We start from the raw sequence: 16,720 nt of genomic DNA, 5'->3' as shown, positions 1-16,720 counted from the left end.
TGCGAAAAACCCTTGACACTACCTTCAATGAAGACAATTATGCTGGCCACTGTAAACAAAAATCTTTTTTTTATATCGCTAGTCATCAAAAATGCCTTGTGAATTATGGGTAATTATAAAAAGAATATAAAAAAAACGCCCAGGCTTTTAAACTGGACGCTTTTTTTCTTTAGACGAAAGATCTTTGAGAAAAATCTATCGTCTTTCGTCTACAGGCGCTCTGCGCCGTTCTTTCGTCTACTTAAGGAACTGCATATACGGCAGCTTGCTGGCGAGTTCCTGCACCTTGTCGGCGTTGGCCATGAGGGCGGAACGTGCGTGCCAGGAGCCGTCGAGGAACTGACCGCGGGGGCCGTCAGCGAGCGTGAGCTCGATGGTTTCGTCGCCCATCTTGAGCGTGCGGCTTTCGGTGCTCGTCACGAGTTCTTCGCTCGGGTGTGCTTCGATCCAAGCGAGAATCTTGTCTGCCACTTCGTGGCTCACCTTGTAGCAAGGAACGCCAATGGCCACGCAGTTACCGAAGAAGATTTCGGAGTAGCTTTCGGCGATGATGGCGCGGATGCCCCAGCGCTTGAGAGCCTGCGGGGCGTGTTCGCGGCTGGAACCGCAACCGAAGTTCTGGTTCGAGACGAGGATGGAGCCGTTCTTGTAGGCCGGATCGCGGAAGGGGTGGACCTTGCCCTGAGCGGCGAGGCCTGCGATATCGTCGGCAAAGGCGTTGTCGCCGAGGCCTTCGAATGTGACGCACTTGAGGAAGCGAGCCGGGATGATACGGTCAGTGTCGATGTCGTTGCCGCGTACAGGAACGCCGGAACCTTTAACAATGTCGATAGAATTCATTTTTTAAATCTCCTTAGCGTTACTTGATGTACTTGCGGACGTCGGTGACACAGCCTTCGATGGCGGCGGCGGCCACCATGGCGGGGCTCATGAGGATGGTGCGGCCCGAGGGGCTGCCCTGACGGCCCTTGAAGTTACGGTTGCTGGAGCTTGCGCTCACCTGGCGACCCTTCAGCTTGTCCGGGTTCATGGCGAGGCAGAGCGAGCAGCCTGCTTCGCGCCATTCGGCACCGGCTTCCTTAAAGATCTTGTCGAGACCGAGCTGTTCGGCTTCCACCTTGATCTTCATGGAACCCGGAACGACCCACATCTTGACGGTCGGGGCGACCTTGTGGCCCTTGATGATTTCGGCGGCGGCCTGCAAGTCGCTGAGGCGGCCGTTGGTGCAGCTACCCACGAAGGCGATGTCGATCGGGCGGCCGATCATCTTGGAACCTTCTTCCCAGCCCATGTATTCGTAGGCTTCGGAGATGACCTTCTTTTCGCTGCCTTCGAATTCGCTAATCTTCGGCATGTTGCCGTTCAGCGGGATGGCCTGAGCCGGAGTGATACCCCAGGTAACCATGGGTTCCAGGTTGTCGCAGTTGATTTCGACTTCGTCGTCAAACTGGGCGTCGGCGTCGGTAGCCACAGACTTCCAGTAAGCAACGGCTTCGTCCCACTTGTCGGCCTTCGGGGCATACGGACGGCCCTTGAGGTATTCGAAAGTCTTTTCGTCGGGGTTGCAGTAACCGACGCGGGCGCCACCTTCGATAGCCATGTTGCAGATGGTCATACGGCCTTCCATGCCCATGTTTTCGATGACGGGGCCTGCAAATTCGTAAGCGTAGCCAACGCCACCGTTCACACCGAGCTTAGCGATGTAAGCAAGGGCAACGTCCTTGGCGGTGACGCCCGGCTTGAGCTTGCCGGTGAACTTGATACGGCGAGTCTTCAAGGGGCTCATGGCGAGCGTCTGGGTGGCCAAAACGTCGGCCACCTGGCTGGTACCGATACCGAATGCGATAGCACCGAAGGCACCGTGCGTTGCCGTGTGAGAGTCACCGCAGGCAACGGTCATACCCGGCTGGGTCACGCCTTCTTCGGGGCCCACGATGTGGATAACGCCCTGTTCGGCGGTAGCGGGGCCAAAGAACTTGATGCCGTTAGACTTGGTGTTGTTTTCGATATGGGAGAACATCTCTTCGGAAATGCCGTCTTTAAGCGGGCGGTTACGTTCCGGGAACGTGGTCGGAATGATGTGGTCCACCGTGGCGAAAGTGCGTTCCGGGAACAGCACCTTCTGGCCTTCTTCGCGGAGCTGCGCAAAAGCCTGCGGGCTCGTGACTTCGTGGCAGAGGTGGAGCCCGATAAAGAGCTGGCACTGGCCGCTCGGGAGCTTTGCTACCGTGTGGCTTTCAAAAATCTTCTGATAGAGTGATTTTCCCATGATTTTGTCTCTTTTGAGTTTGATTTATGCGGCCCAAATATAGAAAAACGGGGCCGCGCTGTCTTGCGCAACCCCGATTGACCCCGGTTTTTACCTAGTTCGTCTCGAACTTGTAGGCCTCGCGGTAGTAGGCCATCATCTCGCTAGTGCTGTTGAAGGCTCTGCGGGCGGCGTTGCCGACTTCGCGATCCTTGCGGACGAGGTCCGAAATCCTCGTGTTCACGTCCTTGAAGAAGAGGTCGTTGCTCGCCATGTCCACGTGCCTCTGCGTGTAGTCGTGGTGGTAACGGCGTTCGAGCATCTGGAAGAGTTCCGTCTGGCAGGCATTGACGGGCGGTTCCCTCTTGGCGACCGGCAGGTAGCATGCCTGAATGTAGTCCTGCTTCATATCGACAATCATCTGGTCGATAGCGGGGATGTCATGACGCGAGTCGTGACTGGCGAGATCCGCCGAAGGTGTTTTGATTCCAGAGCAGCCGGCCAACAGTGCTGCAGAAAAAAGTAGGGAGGCCACATATCCAAACTTCATTTATAAATCTCCTTAAAGATTACCAATTCCCTTCTATCCCTAAACTGAAAACAAAGTTATTTAAATGCGGACGTCTTGGCGATGGTGAATTTGTAATTATTTACTTACTTGGCGGGCAAAAAAGAAAAATAAAAGATTGCCCGTGACGCTCGTCACGGGTCCGGTTGCTTGCTCGCGTGATTGCTGTCACAGGGGGCTATCTGCTGCTGGTTGGCTTGAACTTGTAGTACCAGGTAATCGGGTCTATTACTTTGTACGAAATGTTGCCGATGCGGCTTCCGCCCCTTTTGTCTACGAGCCCGGTCACGATATGCGCGTGCGGTCCCGTGGTGTGGCCCGTCATGCCTACAGTCGCGATGGGGTCGCCCTGCATGACTTCCTGCCCGTCGAGGTAAAGGAGCTGGTCGCAGTGCATGAACAGCATCACGTCCTTTTCGCGGACGAGACCGATAACGATTCCGCCCCGTTCATCCCTTTTGGTGAAGGCCTTTGCGGAGAAGGGGGCAAGGATGCGGGCGCCCTGGCGTCCGGCAACATCGATGCCGTTGTGCTTGCGGTTCTGGCTGGTTGCGCGTTCGTGATAGAATTCGGTGATGTAGGCGATGCTGTCCGAGAAAATCGATGTCCAGTATTTCCATGCCGCGCCGATGGAATCTGCCGAGGAATTGGCCTGGTCCGTGGGCCTTGTAAACTTGATGACGGTTCCCTGCGGCGGGACTCCCATGATATTCTTTTCCCATCCTCCGCCTTTGTAGCCGTTCTCCTGAATGGTTTCGTCCAGGTAGTCGCGAATCATCTTTTCGTTGGAAATGACTGCGTTGAATCGGCCCAGGGCGTAGCGTGCGATGCGCCACAGGTTCTCCTTGCCGTCGAAGGTGTATTCGAACGATGGTGCCATGGCAATCTTGTTCCTTTCGGGAATGCGGTCGCGCATGTTGGAGTGGCTTGCATCTACATTGGTGGGGTAGATAAAGGGGAGCAGGATGGCCGCGACGAGCAGCAGCGGGAAAAGGATGCAGAATAGCTTCGGGATGCCGTCCATCGGATTCTTGCGGAGGATTTCTCCCTTGAGAATCCAGGCGGTATTTTCGGCGAAGGCCTGCGGGTTTTCGCCGAAGGTAAGCTTTGCCGGCATATACTTGGAAAATCCACGCCGGACGGCCTTGAAGGTTCTGGGAAAGCGCTTCTTGTCGGGGGCTTTGTCGTTGAGCCAAAGAATGCATCCTTTCTGCAATGCGGGGCTGTCTTCGACGAGCGCGCTCGCGTCATCTGCATTTTCGCACCCGATTAAAATCAGCTTTGCGATATGGACCAGATTGGAGTCAATGTTTTCCGTGGACTTGCCAGAAAACAGGCCGACAACGTGCGGCGTGATGGCCTTGATTTGCTGAAGGTTGCGGTAGAACAGCCTGAAGCTTTCTTCCGAGTTTGGAGGGGCGCTGAAGCCGCCGAACACAAGGCCACTTGCGGCCTTTGCCTGCAAAGTCTGGAGTTCATCGTTTGTGAGGGCCCTCGTGTAGAGATCCGCAAGCGCGATACCCGTGTTCCCGTCGTTGCTTCTGCTGTAGTCAAACAGAACAAAAGATGCGCCAGCGTTCAGGGCCAGCGCATATTTTTCGAGGGCTTCGCGCGGTGCCGGATTTCCGGGGAATATCGCAAGCACCAACTCGCCCTGAGCGTACAGGTAGTCGAGAACCTCCCGCTGCATGGGGGCTTAGACCTTTGCGGAGCCTCTCGGGTACGAGAATCCGCTAGGCGGGGCGGCAACGAACTTGTCGACCTGCATGTAGAGTTCTTCGGGGCTTGCGGAGGGGTTGAAATAGATTTCCTGGTTCCTGTTCTGGCTTCTGCCCTTGAGCGGTTCGCCGCGGCGGCCGCGGGAAACGACACCGAGCGGGAGCACTTCGAGCATCGGGAGCAGGCCGAAGTAACGGAACAGGCTGAAGTTCTTCTGCCACGTGGCGCGTTCGGCGAGGATGGCGAAGGTTCCTTCCATGACGGACTTGGACTGCAGCAGGTCATCGCTCGTCATGGTCACCAGCTCGTGGTTGGTGGGGAAGTTGTTCACGAAGTTTACCAGGTCGCCCTTGAGGTAGTTGGCGTCGCAGAGGAATACGAATTTCATATTTAGTCCTAGCTTTTGTTTGTTGTTTGAGGCAAAGATAATTTTTTGCACTCGTGTTGTCATTGTTTCGTCAACTCGGAAAGTTAATTTTCGGAACTTTTTGTCCCGATTAAATGTAAAGTTTTTGTAAAAACGGGATGGGGAACTAAATAAAAACAGGATGCAGGACCGGATGAAGATTTACCTCACTATTCCAAGTTGGAAGAAGACCTCGTTTTTGAGGGCTAACTTGTTGAGTATCAACGAGTTATGTCGTTTTTTCGTTTTTTTTGTTAAAGCAAAATGCTTTTTTTTGCGAAAAAACGCGATTTTTGTAAAATAAATACATTATATTTGGAGCCGATATCACGCATGATATGGCAAGCGTGTTTTGTTTTTGTTTCGCGACAAAAGCGATGGATTGCTTGTGTAAGTGTATAAAGGGAGATATTGAATGATGAATAGAAAGAATTGGCCTGTAACAGCCCTTCTGGCATCGGCTGGAATTTTGGCTTCTGTTGTTATAGCGCAGGAATCGTCCGATTCCGCTCCGGCTGTGGAAAACAACGCTCCGTCTGTGAACGGGATTCCCGGCGAATCGATTAACGAAGGTGGCAAGTTCGCTCCGATCAAGCTCGACAGCTATGTGTCCGATGACATGGACAAGCCTGCGCAGATCAAGTGGTCCGTTTCGGGCAACAAGAGTATCAAGGTGACAATCTCGGCCGACCGAGTCGCGAACCTCCAGGTGCCGGACCAGTATTGGAACGGTTCCGAAGACATCACCTTCGAGGCGAAAGACACGAAGGGTGCGGTTGGTTCTGAGACGGTGAATTTCTCTGTCGAGTCCGTGAACAATCCGCCGGTGATGAAGGACATTCCCGAACAGACGATTGACGAAGGCAAGCAGTTCGCGAAGATTAAGCTCGACGATTTCGTGACCGACCCTGACCACCCGAAGGACCAGATTCTTTGGGAATTCGACATTCAACCGGCAGGTAAGGATCAAGCCGACGGCGACCTGAATGTGGAAATCGACCCGAAGCGCGTGGCGACCATCATTATCCCCGATACCAACTGGTATGGTGCTGCAAAGATTACGTTTACGGCGACTGACGGCGAGTATGCGAGCGACAAGAAGACGGCCCTTTTTACAGTGAAGCCCATCAACGACCCGCCGGTACTCCAGAAGATTCCTGACCAGACCATCGAAGAGAAGAACGAGTTCGAGTCCATCTCCCTGACCGATTTCGTGAGCGATGTCGATGACGACGTGTCGAAGATCAAGTGGACCATCGCGGGCAACAAGGACCTCAAGTTCGATATCGACAAGTACGGTACTGCGAACATCAAGATCCCGAACGAATTCTGGAACGGTTCCGAGACAGTGACCTTCACGGCGACCGACCCCGCTGGTGCGGCTGTTAGCACGAAGGCCACCTTCACGGTGAAGTCCATCAACGACCCGCCGGAATTCACGAAGGATGTGCCTGAACAGACAATCGAGGAAAAGCAGGAATTCAAGCCGGTTGAGCTTTCGCAGCTCGTGAAGGACCCCGACCACAAGATGGAACAGCTCAAGTGGGAAGTCTCCGGCAACAAGGACCTGAAGGTGAAGATCGCCGGCGGTGTTGCAACCATTAGTATTCCGAACAAGTTCTGGAACGGTTCCGAAACGCTCAAGTTCAAGGTCTGCGACCCGGCCAACGCTTGTGCCGAATCCGAGGCCAGCTTCACGGTGAACTCCGTGAACGACAAGCCCGAGTTTGCCAAGCAGATTCCGAACCAGACGATTGACGAGAAGAAGCAGTTTGCAAAGATCAAGCTCGATGAATTCGTGAAGGATGCCGACCACAAGAATTCCGAACTTTCCTGGGATGTCGACGTGAAGCACCAGGGCAAGGAACCGGAATCCGGCACGCTCAACGTGAATATCGACGAAAGCCGCGTGGCCTCCATCGAAATTCCGGACCAGTACTGGAACGGCTCTGCCGTCGCGACCTTCACCTGCACCGACCCGGAAGGTGCTTCTATCAAGCAGGCCGTTACCCTCACCGTCACTTCCATAAACGACAAGCCGGTGTTCACGAAGATTCCGGACCAGGAAGTCGAAGAGAAGACTGAACTCTCCTCCATCGTTCTTGACGAGTTCCTCTCCGACCCGGACCACGACATTTCGAAGCTGAAGGTCGAAGTTTCCGGCAACAAGGATATCAAGGTCAACATCAACGCGAAGACCCGCGAGGTCTCGTTCAAGACTCCGAGCGAACTCTGGAACGGTTCCGAAACGCTCACGTTCACGGCGACCGACCCGGATGGGGGAGTGGCGAAGACCACTATGAAACTCTCGGTAAAGTCCATCAACGACACTCCGGTCATGAAGGATATTCCTGAACAGACTATCAAGGAAAAGGGCCAGTTCAAGCCTGTTGAACTTGATAAGTATGTCGAGGACCTTGACCATGAAAAGGCAAAACTCAAGTGGTCAATCACCGGTAACCACGAACTCAAGGTTAGCGTCGATGCCAACCGCGTGATGAAGGTGACTCCGCCCTCTCCGCAGTGGAACGGTTCCGAGACGCTCACCATCAAGGTTACCGACCCGGAGGGTGCTACTGACGAACGTTCTGCTACATACACGGTCGAATCTGTGAACGACGTTCCTGAATTCGTGAAGCAGGTGCAGCCGCAGACCATCAAGGAAAAGGAACAGTTCCAGCCCATCAAGCTTGGCGAAATGGTTCGCGACCTCGATAACAAGAATTCCGATCTTACCTGGAATATCGAAGTGAAGCCTGCCGCTGGCTCCAAGAAGAAAGACGCCGGTCTTACGGTTGAAGTCGATGCCCAGATGGTTGCCAAGATTAGCATTCCGGACAAGTATTGGAACGGTGCCGAAGAAATCACGTTCACCGTGTCCGACCCTGAAGGCGCGAAGGCTTCTTCGAAGGCCGTGTTCACCGTGACCTCCGTGAACGACGTGCCGACCCTCAAGAAGATTCCGGACCAGATGATTGAAGAAAAGCAGCAGTTCAATTCCGTGAACCTTGCTGAACTTGCAAGCGACGCCGACCACGAATTCAAGGACCTCAAGTGGACGGTCACTGGCAACAAGCAGTTGAAGATTGATATCGACAAGAACGGAACGGCGACCATCAAGACTCCGGATGCCAAGTGGAACGGCTCCGAGAAGGTGACCTTCACCGTGACTGACCCGGAAGGCGCTTCTGCCAAGAGCGACGCCGTGTTCACCGTGAAGTCCATCAACGACGTGCCGGTGATGAAGGATATCCCGAGCCAGAAGATCAAGGAGAAGGAACAGTTCAAGACCATCGCCCTCGACGACTTCGTGAAGGACGAGGACCACGACAACTCCAAGCTCAAGTGGACGTTCTCCGGCAACAAGGACCTGAAGGTCCAGATGGACAGCAAGCGCGTGGTGACGGTCACCGCCCCGAACAAGTTCTGGCATGGCGAAGAAACAGTGAAGTTCACCGTTACCGACCCGGAAGGTGCTGCTGACAGCCGTAGCGTGAAGTTTACCGTGGAATCCGTGAATGACCTGCCGGTGTTCACGAAGCCCATCAAGGACCAGACCATTCCCGAAAAGCGCGAGTTTGCGATTATCAACCTCGCAGACATCGTGAACGACCCGGACCACAAGCCCGAACAACTCACCTGGAGCTTCGACGTGAAGGGCGCAAAGGGTGCTCCGAAGGGTTACACCCCGAAGCTCTCCGTGAAGGTCGAGAACCGCATGGCGCGCATCGTCATTCCGGACAAGAACTGGAACGGTGCCGAAGAGATTACGTTCAAGGTGGAAGACCCGGAAGGCGGCAAGGCAACTTGCACGGCCCTCTTTACGGTGACCTCCGTGAACGATGCCCCGACGATTGGCAAGATTGACGACCAGACCATCGAAGAAAAGCAGGAATTCGCTCCGATTGACCTCGCTTCCATCATCAAGGACCCGGACCATCCGTTCGAGAAGTTGAAGATTGAAGTGACCGGCACCAAGGAACTGAAGATTGATATCAGCAAGGATGGCAAGGCTACCGTCAAGACCCCGAACAAGATGTGGAACGGTACCGAGAAGGTGACGTTCGCCGTGACGGACCCGGAAGGCGCAACTGCCAAGACGATGGTGACCTTCACCGTGAAGTCTATCAACGACGTGCCGGTAATGAAGGATATCGCCGACCAGAGCATCAAGGAAAAGGGCCAGTTCAAGCCTATCGAACTTGACAACTTTGTGGAAGACCTCGACCACCCGAAGAACAAGCTCAAGTGGAAGATTGAAGGTGCGAAGGAACTCAAGGTGCAGATGGACGGCAGCCACAAGGTGACTGTCACGCAGCCGAACCCGAACTGGCACGGCTCCGAGAAGATCAAGTTCACTGTGACCGACCCGGAAGGCGCAACCGACAGCCGTACCGTTACCTTCACCGTGGAATCCGTGAACGACGCTCCTGAATTCGTGCGCGAACTCAAGGACCAGTCCATCGACGAAAAGAAGCAGTTCCAGACGATCAAGCTTGGCGACCTCGTGAAGGATCCGGACCACAAGGCTTCTGAAATCAAGTGGAGCTTTGACGTGAAGCCCGCGAAGCTTGCCGGTGCCGAGCCCGCCAAGAAGGGCAAGAAGGGAGCCAAGGAAGAAGAAAAGGCTCCTGCAGGTGAAACCCTGAAGGTCAAAATTGATGCAAACCAGGTGGCAACCGTCGAAATCCCGAACAAGTACTGGAACGGTGCGGCAAACATCACGTTCACTGCGACCGACCCGGAAGGCGCGAAGGTTTCGAAAACCGCCCGCTTTGAGGTGCGCTCCATAAACGACTCTCCGAAGATTTCGGACAAGGCCCCGCAGGGCGAAACCATCCGCGAGGGTGGCCGCTTCAAGACCATCGACCTTTCTAACCTTGCTCATGACCCGGACCACGCCGCATCCAAGCTCAAGTGGACTGTTTCCGGCAACAAGCAGCTGAAGGTCGACATGCGTAAGGATAACACGGTAATCGTTTCCGTGCCCGATCCGCAGTGGTCCGGCCGCGAAATGCTCACCTTCACGGTGACCGACCCGGAAGGTGCATCTGCCAACCACAAGATGACCTTCGAGGTGACCCGCGTGAACGACCCGCCGACGCTCGCGAAGAAGATTCCTGATCAGAAGATCAAGGAAAAGGAACAGTTCAAGCAGATCAAGCTCGACGAATACGTGAAGGACCCGGATAACAAGCCGAACGAACTCGTGTGGAAGGTTTCGGGCAACAAGCAGCTCAAGGCTGAAATTTCCCCGAGCCGCATCCTTACCGTCTCTGCTCCGGATAAGTACTTCTGGTGCGCACCCGAGACGATGGTGCTTATCGTGAAGGACCCGGATGGTGCAGAGACGTCGCAGACGGTGACTTTTGAAATCACCTCCGTGAACGATGTTCCCGAGATGAAGGACATTCCGGACCAGAAAATCAAGGAGAAGGGCCAGTTCAAGGATATCGACCTGAACAAGTTCGTGCGTGACCCGGACCACAAGCCCGAACAGCTCACTTGGACCGCTACGGTCGCGAAGGTTGGTGGTGCCGCTCCGGCCCCGAAGAAGCAGGAGAAGAAGAAGCATGCGAAGAAGGGCAAGAAGGGCGCCAAGGAAGAGAAGGAAGAAGAAGCCGCTCCGGCACCCGCCCCGGCTGATGACTTCCAGGTAGAAATCGACAACAGGAACATCGCCCACATCAAGATTGCCGACAAGTACTGGCATGGTGAACGCAACGTGACCTTCACGGTCACCGACCCGGAAGGCGCTAAGGCCTCGAAGACTGCGAACTTCCTCGTGGAATCCGTGAACGACGCTCCGGTCATCAAGTCGATTCCTATCCAGTCTATCCAGGAGAAGGAACACTTCAAGCCCATTGAACTCTCGCAGTATGTTTCTGACCCGGACCATGCGTTTGGCGCCCTCAAGTTTGAGGTGGGTTCTACCCGCTCGCTGAAGGCATCCGTGAACAGCAAGAAGGAACTTGTGGTCACGACTCCGGACAAGTTCTGGAGCGGTACCGAGAAGGTTAAGGTCGATGTGATTGACCCGGAAGGCGCGAAGGCATCCGTGCAGATTACCTTCGAGGTGACTCCGGTGAACGACCCGCCGACCATTAAGCGTATTGCCGGTCAGAAGATCAAGGAAAAGGAACGCTTTGAGCCTGTCGACCTCTCCAAGGCTGCCGAGGACCCGGATAACAAGCCGTCTGAACTCAAGTGGTCTGTTTCTGGCAACAAGCAGTTGAAGGTTGATATCAAGGGCAGCCGCGCGATGGTTGTGACCCCGAATCCGAACTGGTTCGGCAAGGAAACCATCACGTTCACTGTGAAGGATCCTTCCGGTGCTACGGCATCTTCGAACGCGACCTTCGAGGTGACCCCGGTGAATGACCCGCCGACGCTCAAGCCGGTGCAGCCGTTCGTCATCGAAGAAAAGAGGCAGTTCCAGCCGTTCGACTTCAGCAAGGTCGTTAGCGATCCGGATAACAAGCTCGATGAGCTCAAGTGGACGCTCGACAACGACAAGCCGGGTGCAAAGGATGCCCCTGCCAAGAAGGGCAAGAAGCACAAGCATGCCGAACCTGAAGAGGCTCCTGTGAAGCATGAGCTCATCTTCAACATTAGCGACAAGGGCGTGCTGACCTGCGAAACTCCGAACAAGTTCTGGAACGGAACCGAAACCGTGACCGTGAACGTATTTGATCCGTCGGGCGAAAAGGCTTCCGTCAATGTTAAGTTTACGGTGAAGCCGGTTAACGATCCGCCGGTCGTGAAGGAAATTCCGGGCCAGGAAACGCTCGAAGGCAAGTCCTTCAAGCCGATTAAACTCGACCAGTATGTATCCGACCCCGATCACAAGGCCCACGAAATCAAGTGGAAGGTGACGGGAGCCAAGTTCCTCGATGTGATGATTTCCGGTGGCCGCGAGGCTGTCGTGAAGCCCAAGAAGCAGGATTGGTTTGGCGAAGAAACGCTTGTGTTCATGGCCCAGGATCCAGCCGGTGGCATGGACAAGACTGTCGTGAAGTTCGTGGTGAAGCATGTGAATGCAGTCCCCGTGATGCGCGACATTCCTGACTACACCATCAAGGAAGATGACCATGGCGGCGTAATCGCTGTCATCAAGCTTGACCAGTATGCTCGCGACAAGGACCACAGGAACGAAGAGCTCAAGTGGAGCTGGACCGGAAACAAGTTCCTCGACGTGAAACACGACAAGTACAAGAGGACGATTACGGTAGCCCAGCCGCATGAGAACTGGAACGGCAAGCCGGAACGCATCACCTTCACGGTGTCTGACCCGGATGGCGCGAAGGCTTCGAAGACGGCTACGTTCACGGTGACGGCCGTCAACGACCCGCCAGTGGCAAAGAGCCAGACCTACATGGTCCAGGAAGGCGAGACTCTCAAGGTTCCTGCTTCCGAAGGCCTCTTCGCAGGCGTCTCCGATGCCGATGGCGAAAAGCCCGTGTCTGCCCAGCTGGTGCAGCGTCCGCGTAACGGCAAAATCGACTTGAACGAACGCGACGGTAGCTTCACCTACACGCCGAACCGCGGATTCTCCGGCCTCGATGAATTCACTTTCAAGGTGAAGGATCCGGGTGGAGTCTACTCCAAGGTCGAAACTGCCGAAGTCAATGTCACCTTCAAGATGAAGGACCTGCGTGGCAATGCTCCGAAGCCGGCTCCGAAGGCCGAAGAGCCGAAGGAAGAGGAAAAGCCCGCCAAGGCCGACAAGAAGGGCAAGAAGAAAAAGAAGAAAAGATAGCCCTAGGCAGTAATGCAAAGTTTCAGAGCCCGCGCACTGCGCGGGCTTTTCTGCGTTTAGCGATTGCCTTGAATGAGGACGTGGGAGGTGAAATTTAGTTTTGGGAGGCTGGGGGCGGTTGTTTCACTTCGCTCAATAAACGAGAAGTCCTCTCTTTCGAGAGGACTTCTTCGCGGGATAGACGAGGCTTGAACTCGCAACCTCCGGCGTGACAGGCCGGTGCTCTAACCAAAATTGAGCTACCACCCCAGAGTGGTTTTGACCGATAAATCAGTCAACGAGCCAAATATATAAATGATATTGCACCTTGTCAAGTGAAAAGGGCGCTTTTTCTTCTTTTTTTTTCAAAAAAAATCCCCGCCTGCTGCGGGGATACTCTTCTGGATGCCTGGGCAGTCCGTTTGGATGCTCGGGGCTATTTCTGGCCGGGGTACTTGACGCGGGTGTGGAATGTGCCGTCAAGGCTGTGCATGAACGCCTTCTCGAGCTTGAAGAGCTCCTTGATGGAGAGGTCGCATTCGCTGAACTGCCCTTCGTCGAATCTGCCGTGGATGGTCGAATGGATCATCGATTCAAGAATTTCGGGGTTCTGGTCCGTCATGGAGCGGCTTGTTGCTTCGATGATGTCGGCAAGCATGAGAATGGCCGTTTCCTTGCTCTGGGGCTTGGGACCCTTGTAGTGGAAAACGGACTCGTCGACGGTCTTTCCCTCTTCCTTGGCGGCTTCGACGGCCTTATGGTAGAAGTACTGGATGAGTGTCGTCCCGTGGTGCTCGGTGATGCCTGCGGCGACCAGGTCGGGAATCTTGTAGTCCTTGGCCAGCACCGCACCCTGTTCCACGTGGCTTACAATAATTTTTGCGGACTGGTCGGGCTCGATGTTATTGTGTGGGTTCACGCCCTGTTTCTGGTTCTCGGTGAAGTATTCGGGGCGCATGGTTTTGCCGATATCGTGGTAGAGCGCCATGACACGTACCAGGAGCGAATTCGCACCGATGCTGTCTGCGACTTTTTCGGCGAGGTTCGAAACCTGGATGCTGTGGTGGAACGTGCCTGGGGCGAGCTCCGAGATACGCTTGAGTGCCGGACGGTTGAAGTCGGACATCTCCATGAGCGTGAGTACGGTCGTGATGCCGAAGATGCGTTCGATAAGGTGGATGAACAGCACGGAGGCGATGGCGGAACAGATGATGATGTTCACGCTGCCTGCGATGAGCGTCTGGTAGAAGGGAATGCCGCCCATGCGGTTCCTGAGCAGGAACATGATGCAGATGGCGCCTGCGAGTGCGACGATTCCTGCAATGATGGACCATACGAACTGGATACGGTAGCGGATGCGGGCGAGCGGCTGGGTGAGGATGGAAAGGACTCCGAACACGGTAATCGTTGCGGCGAGGTCATAGCCGTTGAGGATGCCGAAGAACATGGCCGAGAATGCGGAGAAGGCAATCCCTACGCGCTGCTCGTAGAGGACCATCGCGATGACAGGGGCGACTGCGAAGGGGTATACCCACATGAAGTCGATGCCTTCGGGAATGACGACCATTTCCAGCTTGCTGAGACTGCCGGAGAAGTTGTGTACAATCCAGTAGGCGACGAGCTGAAGCGCCAGGATGACCATGAGACTCCACAGCTGTCTCGGCGTCTTGAGGGATTTTGTCGCGGACGAGAATGCGAAAAACGCGAACAATACGGAAATGATGACGAAGAATACGAGCGCCTGGCCATAGGGAGCCGTGAGGGTGCGCGCGTTCTCTTCTTTCTGCTGGGCCTGCTGGAACGCTTCGAGCTTTTCGAGGATTTCCTTGGTGACGGGGGTGCCCTGCGAGACGATTTCCACGCCGCGCGGGACCATGCCCTTGATGAGGGTGACCTTGTTCCTCGCTTCTTGCTTGCGCGCCTGGGTCTCCTTTTCGAGGTAGAACACGTTGGGAAGCGTAAATACGTACAGGACTTCGTAGAATGCGCTCTGGAGCGCTTGCTCGGTAGGGAAGGCACGCTGTAGCTGGTTGAACGCTTCTTCGATGCTTCGTTGCAGCGGCTGGATTTCGCTGATTTCGACGGTGCTTTCGTCGCTATCCTTGATGAGCGAAACGGTCGGCTTGTTGTAGATGATATACTTTGTATTCTGGAGGTTGTAGTTGTTGTTGAAAAGCTGGACTTCGGTTTCGGTTTTCGCTATGAGCGTGTTCGATACGCCCTTTTCGAGCATGCGGTTGAATGTGGCGAACAGGGAGTCGCGGGCCTTGGCGTTCTGGCTCAGCGGACGGATGGCGGTAATGGAGACTCTCTGCTTGAGCGTTTCGTAGATGCGGCTTGCCTGTTGCACCTTCTTTTGTATGGAATCGTTGCTTTCGTTATTGGCTCCGCTAGCGCTGATTTGTGACTGGAGGTAGCCGTACTGGGCGAGCTTGTGCAGATATTGCTTGAGGTCCTCGCTGATGCGGTTTGTCTCGTCGGTGTTGTACCCGAAGATGGCATTCACCTTTTCTTCGGCGCGCTGGCGTTCGGTCTCGATTTCCTGTTGGGACTTGGGAATGTCAAAATTGAGCGTTGCGACGATGGTGCGGGTGCTCAGCTGCCCGAGGTGCGGGTGTTCGGCTTGTAGCGCGATGTTCTTGTCGGGAAAAAGGAGGATGGCAAGTGCCGTTATCAGCAACCAACCGATAGCGAGATGGATTCTCTTCTGCTTCTTCTTCATTTTCTCTTTTCCTTTGAATCTCTTTGTTCGTAGGCGAGCAGGATGTCTTTTACCAGGTGGTGGCGCAGGACGTCTGTTGCTTCAAATTCGATTCGTGCGATGCCGCGGATTCCGGAAAGGATCCTCATGGCGTGCTCGAGTCCCGATTCCTGGGCGGCGGGAAGGTCGACCTGGGATGTGTCCCCGCAGATGATGGCCTTGCTGTTGGGGCCGATACGCGTGAGGAACATCTTCATCTGGGCCGTGGTCGTGTTTTGGGCCTCGTCGAGGATGATGAATGCCCGCTTGAGCGTTCGGCCTCGCATGTAGGCGAGGGGGGCGACTTCGATGGCGCCGGTTTCCTCGTAGCGGCGGAGTTTCTCGGTCGGGAGCAGCTCGGCGAGGCTGTCGTGGATGGGGCGCAGGTAGGGGGCGATCTTTTCCTTGAGGTCGCCGGGCAAAAAACCGAGTGATTCTCCGGCTTCGACGGCCGGTCGCACGAGGCATATCCTTTCGGCTTCGTGGTTTTCGAGGCTTGCAACCGCAAGCGCGACCGCGAGGAAGGTCTTGCCGGTGCCCGCCGGACCCTTCGCGAAAACGATGTCGTTCTCGCCGACCGCGCGTATCAGCTCGGCCTGCGCGCGCGTTTTCGCGGCGACCGGGACCCCGAACCTGTTCCGGAGGACGGGCGCGGGCGAGAATTCGCCAAGAGGGGGAACGGCGGGCGAGGGTGCACCTAGAAGGCGCGAAACGTCGCTTGCCGAAAGCGGGTTCCCGTTCCTTGCCGCTATCTTGAGCTGGTCGAGCACGGCGAGGAGGCCTGCTGTGTCAGCCCCTTCCTTTTCGCGGATGGTGAGACCGTGCATGCGCGTGAGTATCTCAACACAAAAACGGCTCTCCAGCAACCGGAAAACCGTTTCGTTCTCACCCGAAATCATGCGTTTCAGGTTATCTGAGATGGAATAATGTTCCAAATGGCCTACTCGGCGTCGGGACGTTCCACCGGAATGCCCAACTTGTTCTTGGCATCGAAGATTTCCTTGCGGAGCTTATGGTTCTCTTCGTTGGCGGCCATGGCTTCGTCTTCGGTCTTCTTCAGCTTGTTTTCGTCAATAACTTCCTTGGGCTTGGAAGGCTTGCTGCTGCTTCCGCCTTCGACAGATGCGGCTTCATCGCCGTCATCGCCGCTGTAGCCTTCGCTACCGCCACCGGAGGAGCCGGCACATGCGGTCAAGAGTGCGAACGAAAGGGATGCAAGGATAACTTTCCATTTTTTTGTAAGTGACATTTGTTCAGGCTCCATTCTAGTCTGTGATGCCTAAAATCTATAATAATTTGAA

The 16,720-nt window shown here is 55.0% G+C and carries 9 protein-coding genes and 1 tRNA gene; 1 reads left to right on the top strand and 9 read right to left on the bottom strand.

The window, feature by feature from the left end:
* Positions 1-237: 237 nt before the first annotated feature.
* From B4A77_RS03260 to B4A77_RS03240, 5 genes are all read right to left on the bottom strand, one after another.
* The gene (locus B4A77_RS03260) at positions 238-840 is read right to left on the bottom strand and encodes a 3-isopropylmalate dehydratase small subunit (RefSeq protein ID WP_072978188.1); all 603 of its coding nucleotides are present in this window, start codon (positions 838-840) and stop codon (positions 238-240) included.
* Between the two features lie 19 nt (positions 841-859).
* Positions 860-2,269 (bottom strand): 3-isopropylmalate dehydratase large subunit, encoded by a 1,410-nt coding sequence (gene leuC / locus B4A77_RS03255; RefSeq protein WP_290738267.1) that lies wholly within the window; start codon positions 2,267-2,269, stop codon positions 860-862.
* A gap of 94 nt (positions 2,270-2,363) precedes the next feature.
* The gene (locus B4A77_RS03250; protein WP_173365586.1) at positions 2,364-2,798 is read right to left on the bottom strand and encodes a hypothetical protein; all 435 of its coding nucleotides are present in this window, start codon (positions 2,796-2,798) and stop codon (positions 2,364-2,366) included.
* 196 nt (positions 2,799-2,994) lie between these two features.
* Complete coding sequence (locus B4A77_RS03245) at positions 2,995-4,506, bottom strand: M23 family metallopeptidase (RefSeq protein WP_290738265.1); 1,512 nt, start codon at positions 4,504-4,506, stop codon at positions 2,995-2,997.
* 6 nt (positions 4,507-4,512) lie between these two features.
* On the bottom strand, positions 4,513-4,923 hold the full coding sequence (locus B4A77_RS03240) for a hypothetical protein (RefSeq protein ID WP_173365588.1): 411 nt from the start codon (positions 4,921-4,923) through the stop codon (positions 4,513-4,515).
* A gap of 433 nt (positions 4,924-5,356) precedes the next feature.
* Between B4A77_RS03240 and B4A77_RS03235 the strand changes: the two genes are divergently transcribed.
* Positions 5,357-12,700: a tandem-95 repeat protein gene (locus B4A77_RS03235; RefSeq protein WP_290738262.1), complete on the top strand. Its 7,344-nt coding sequence runs from the start codon at positions 5,357-5,359 to the stop codon at positions 12,698-12,700.
* Between the two features lie 173 nt (positions 12,701-12,873).
* On the opposite strand, the gene B4A77_RS03230 is transcribed toward B4A77_RS03235, so the two are convergent.
* The 4 genes from B4A77_RS03230 to B4A77_RS03215 form a co-directional block, all read right to left on the bottom strand.
* A tRNA-Asp gene (locus tag B4A77_RS03230) sits at positions 12,874-12,949 on the bottom strand.
* Positions 12,950-13,115: 166 nt separating this feature from the next.
* Positions 13,116-15,401, bottom strand: coding sequence for an HD family phosphohydrolase (locus B4A77_RS03225; RefSeq protein ID WP_173381465.1), 2,286 nt, complete (start codon positions 15,399-15,401; stop codon positions 13,116-13,118).
* Entirely contained in the window at positions 15,398-16,354 is a 957-nt protein-coding gene (locus tag B4A77_RS03220) for a PhoH family protein (protein WP_290738259.1), read from the bottom strand. Before B4A77_RS03220 ends, B4A77_RS03225 begins: the two co-directional genes overlap by 4 nt.
* 5 nt (positions 16,355-16,359) lie before the next feature.
* Complete coding sequence (locus B4A77_RS03215) at positions 16,360-16,668, bottom strand: hypothetical protein (RefSeq protein WP_173365592.1); 309 nt, start codon at positions 16,666-16,668, stop codon at positions 16,360-16,362.
* Positions 16,669-16,720: the final 52 nt, after the last annotated feature.

This window comes from Fibrobacter sp. UBA3718, assembly GCF_002371935.1.
In the GTDB taxonomy this organism is placed as follows: Bacteria; Fibrobacterota; Fibrobacteria; order Fibrobacterales; family Fibrobacteraceae; genus Fibrobacter.
This window is presented reverse-complemented; position numbering and strand designations above follow the sequence as displayed.

Bases quoted from the DNA above. Each gene is read 5' to 3' on its own strand.
- B4A77_RS03215 (WP_173365592.1), bottom strand. From the start codon at position 16,668: ATGTCACTTACAAAAAAATGGAAAGTTATCCTTGCATCCCTTTCGTTC.
- B4A77_RS03250 (WP_173365586.1), bottom strand. From the start codon at position 2,798: ATGAAGTTTGGATATGTGGCCTCCCTACTTTTTTCTGCAGCACTGTTG.
- B4A77_RS03225 (WP_173381465.1), bottom strand. From the start codon at position 15,401: ATGAAGAAGAAGCAGAAGAGAATCCATCTCGCTATCGGTTGGTTGCTG.
- B4A77_RS03235 (WP_290738262.1), top strand. From the start codon at position 5,357: ATGATGAATAGAAAGAATTGGCCTGTAACAGCCCTTCTGGCATCGGCT.
- leuC (WP_290738267.1), bottom strand. From the start codon at position 2,269: ATGGGAAAATCACTCTATCAGAAGATTTTTGAAAGCCACACGGTAGCA.
- B4A77_RS03245 (WP_290738265.1), bottom strand. From the start codon at position 4,506: ATGCAGCGGGAGGTTCTCGACTACCTGTACGCTCAGGGCGAGTTGGTG.
- B4A77_RS03260 (WP_072978188.1), bottom strand. From the start codon at position 840: ATGAATTCTATCGACATTGTTAAAGGTTCCGGCGTTCCTGTACGCGGC.
- B4A77_RS03240 (WP_173365588.1), bottom strand. From the start codon at position 4,923: ATGAAATTCGTATTCCTCTGCGACGCCAACTACCTCAAGGGCGACCTG.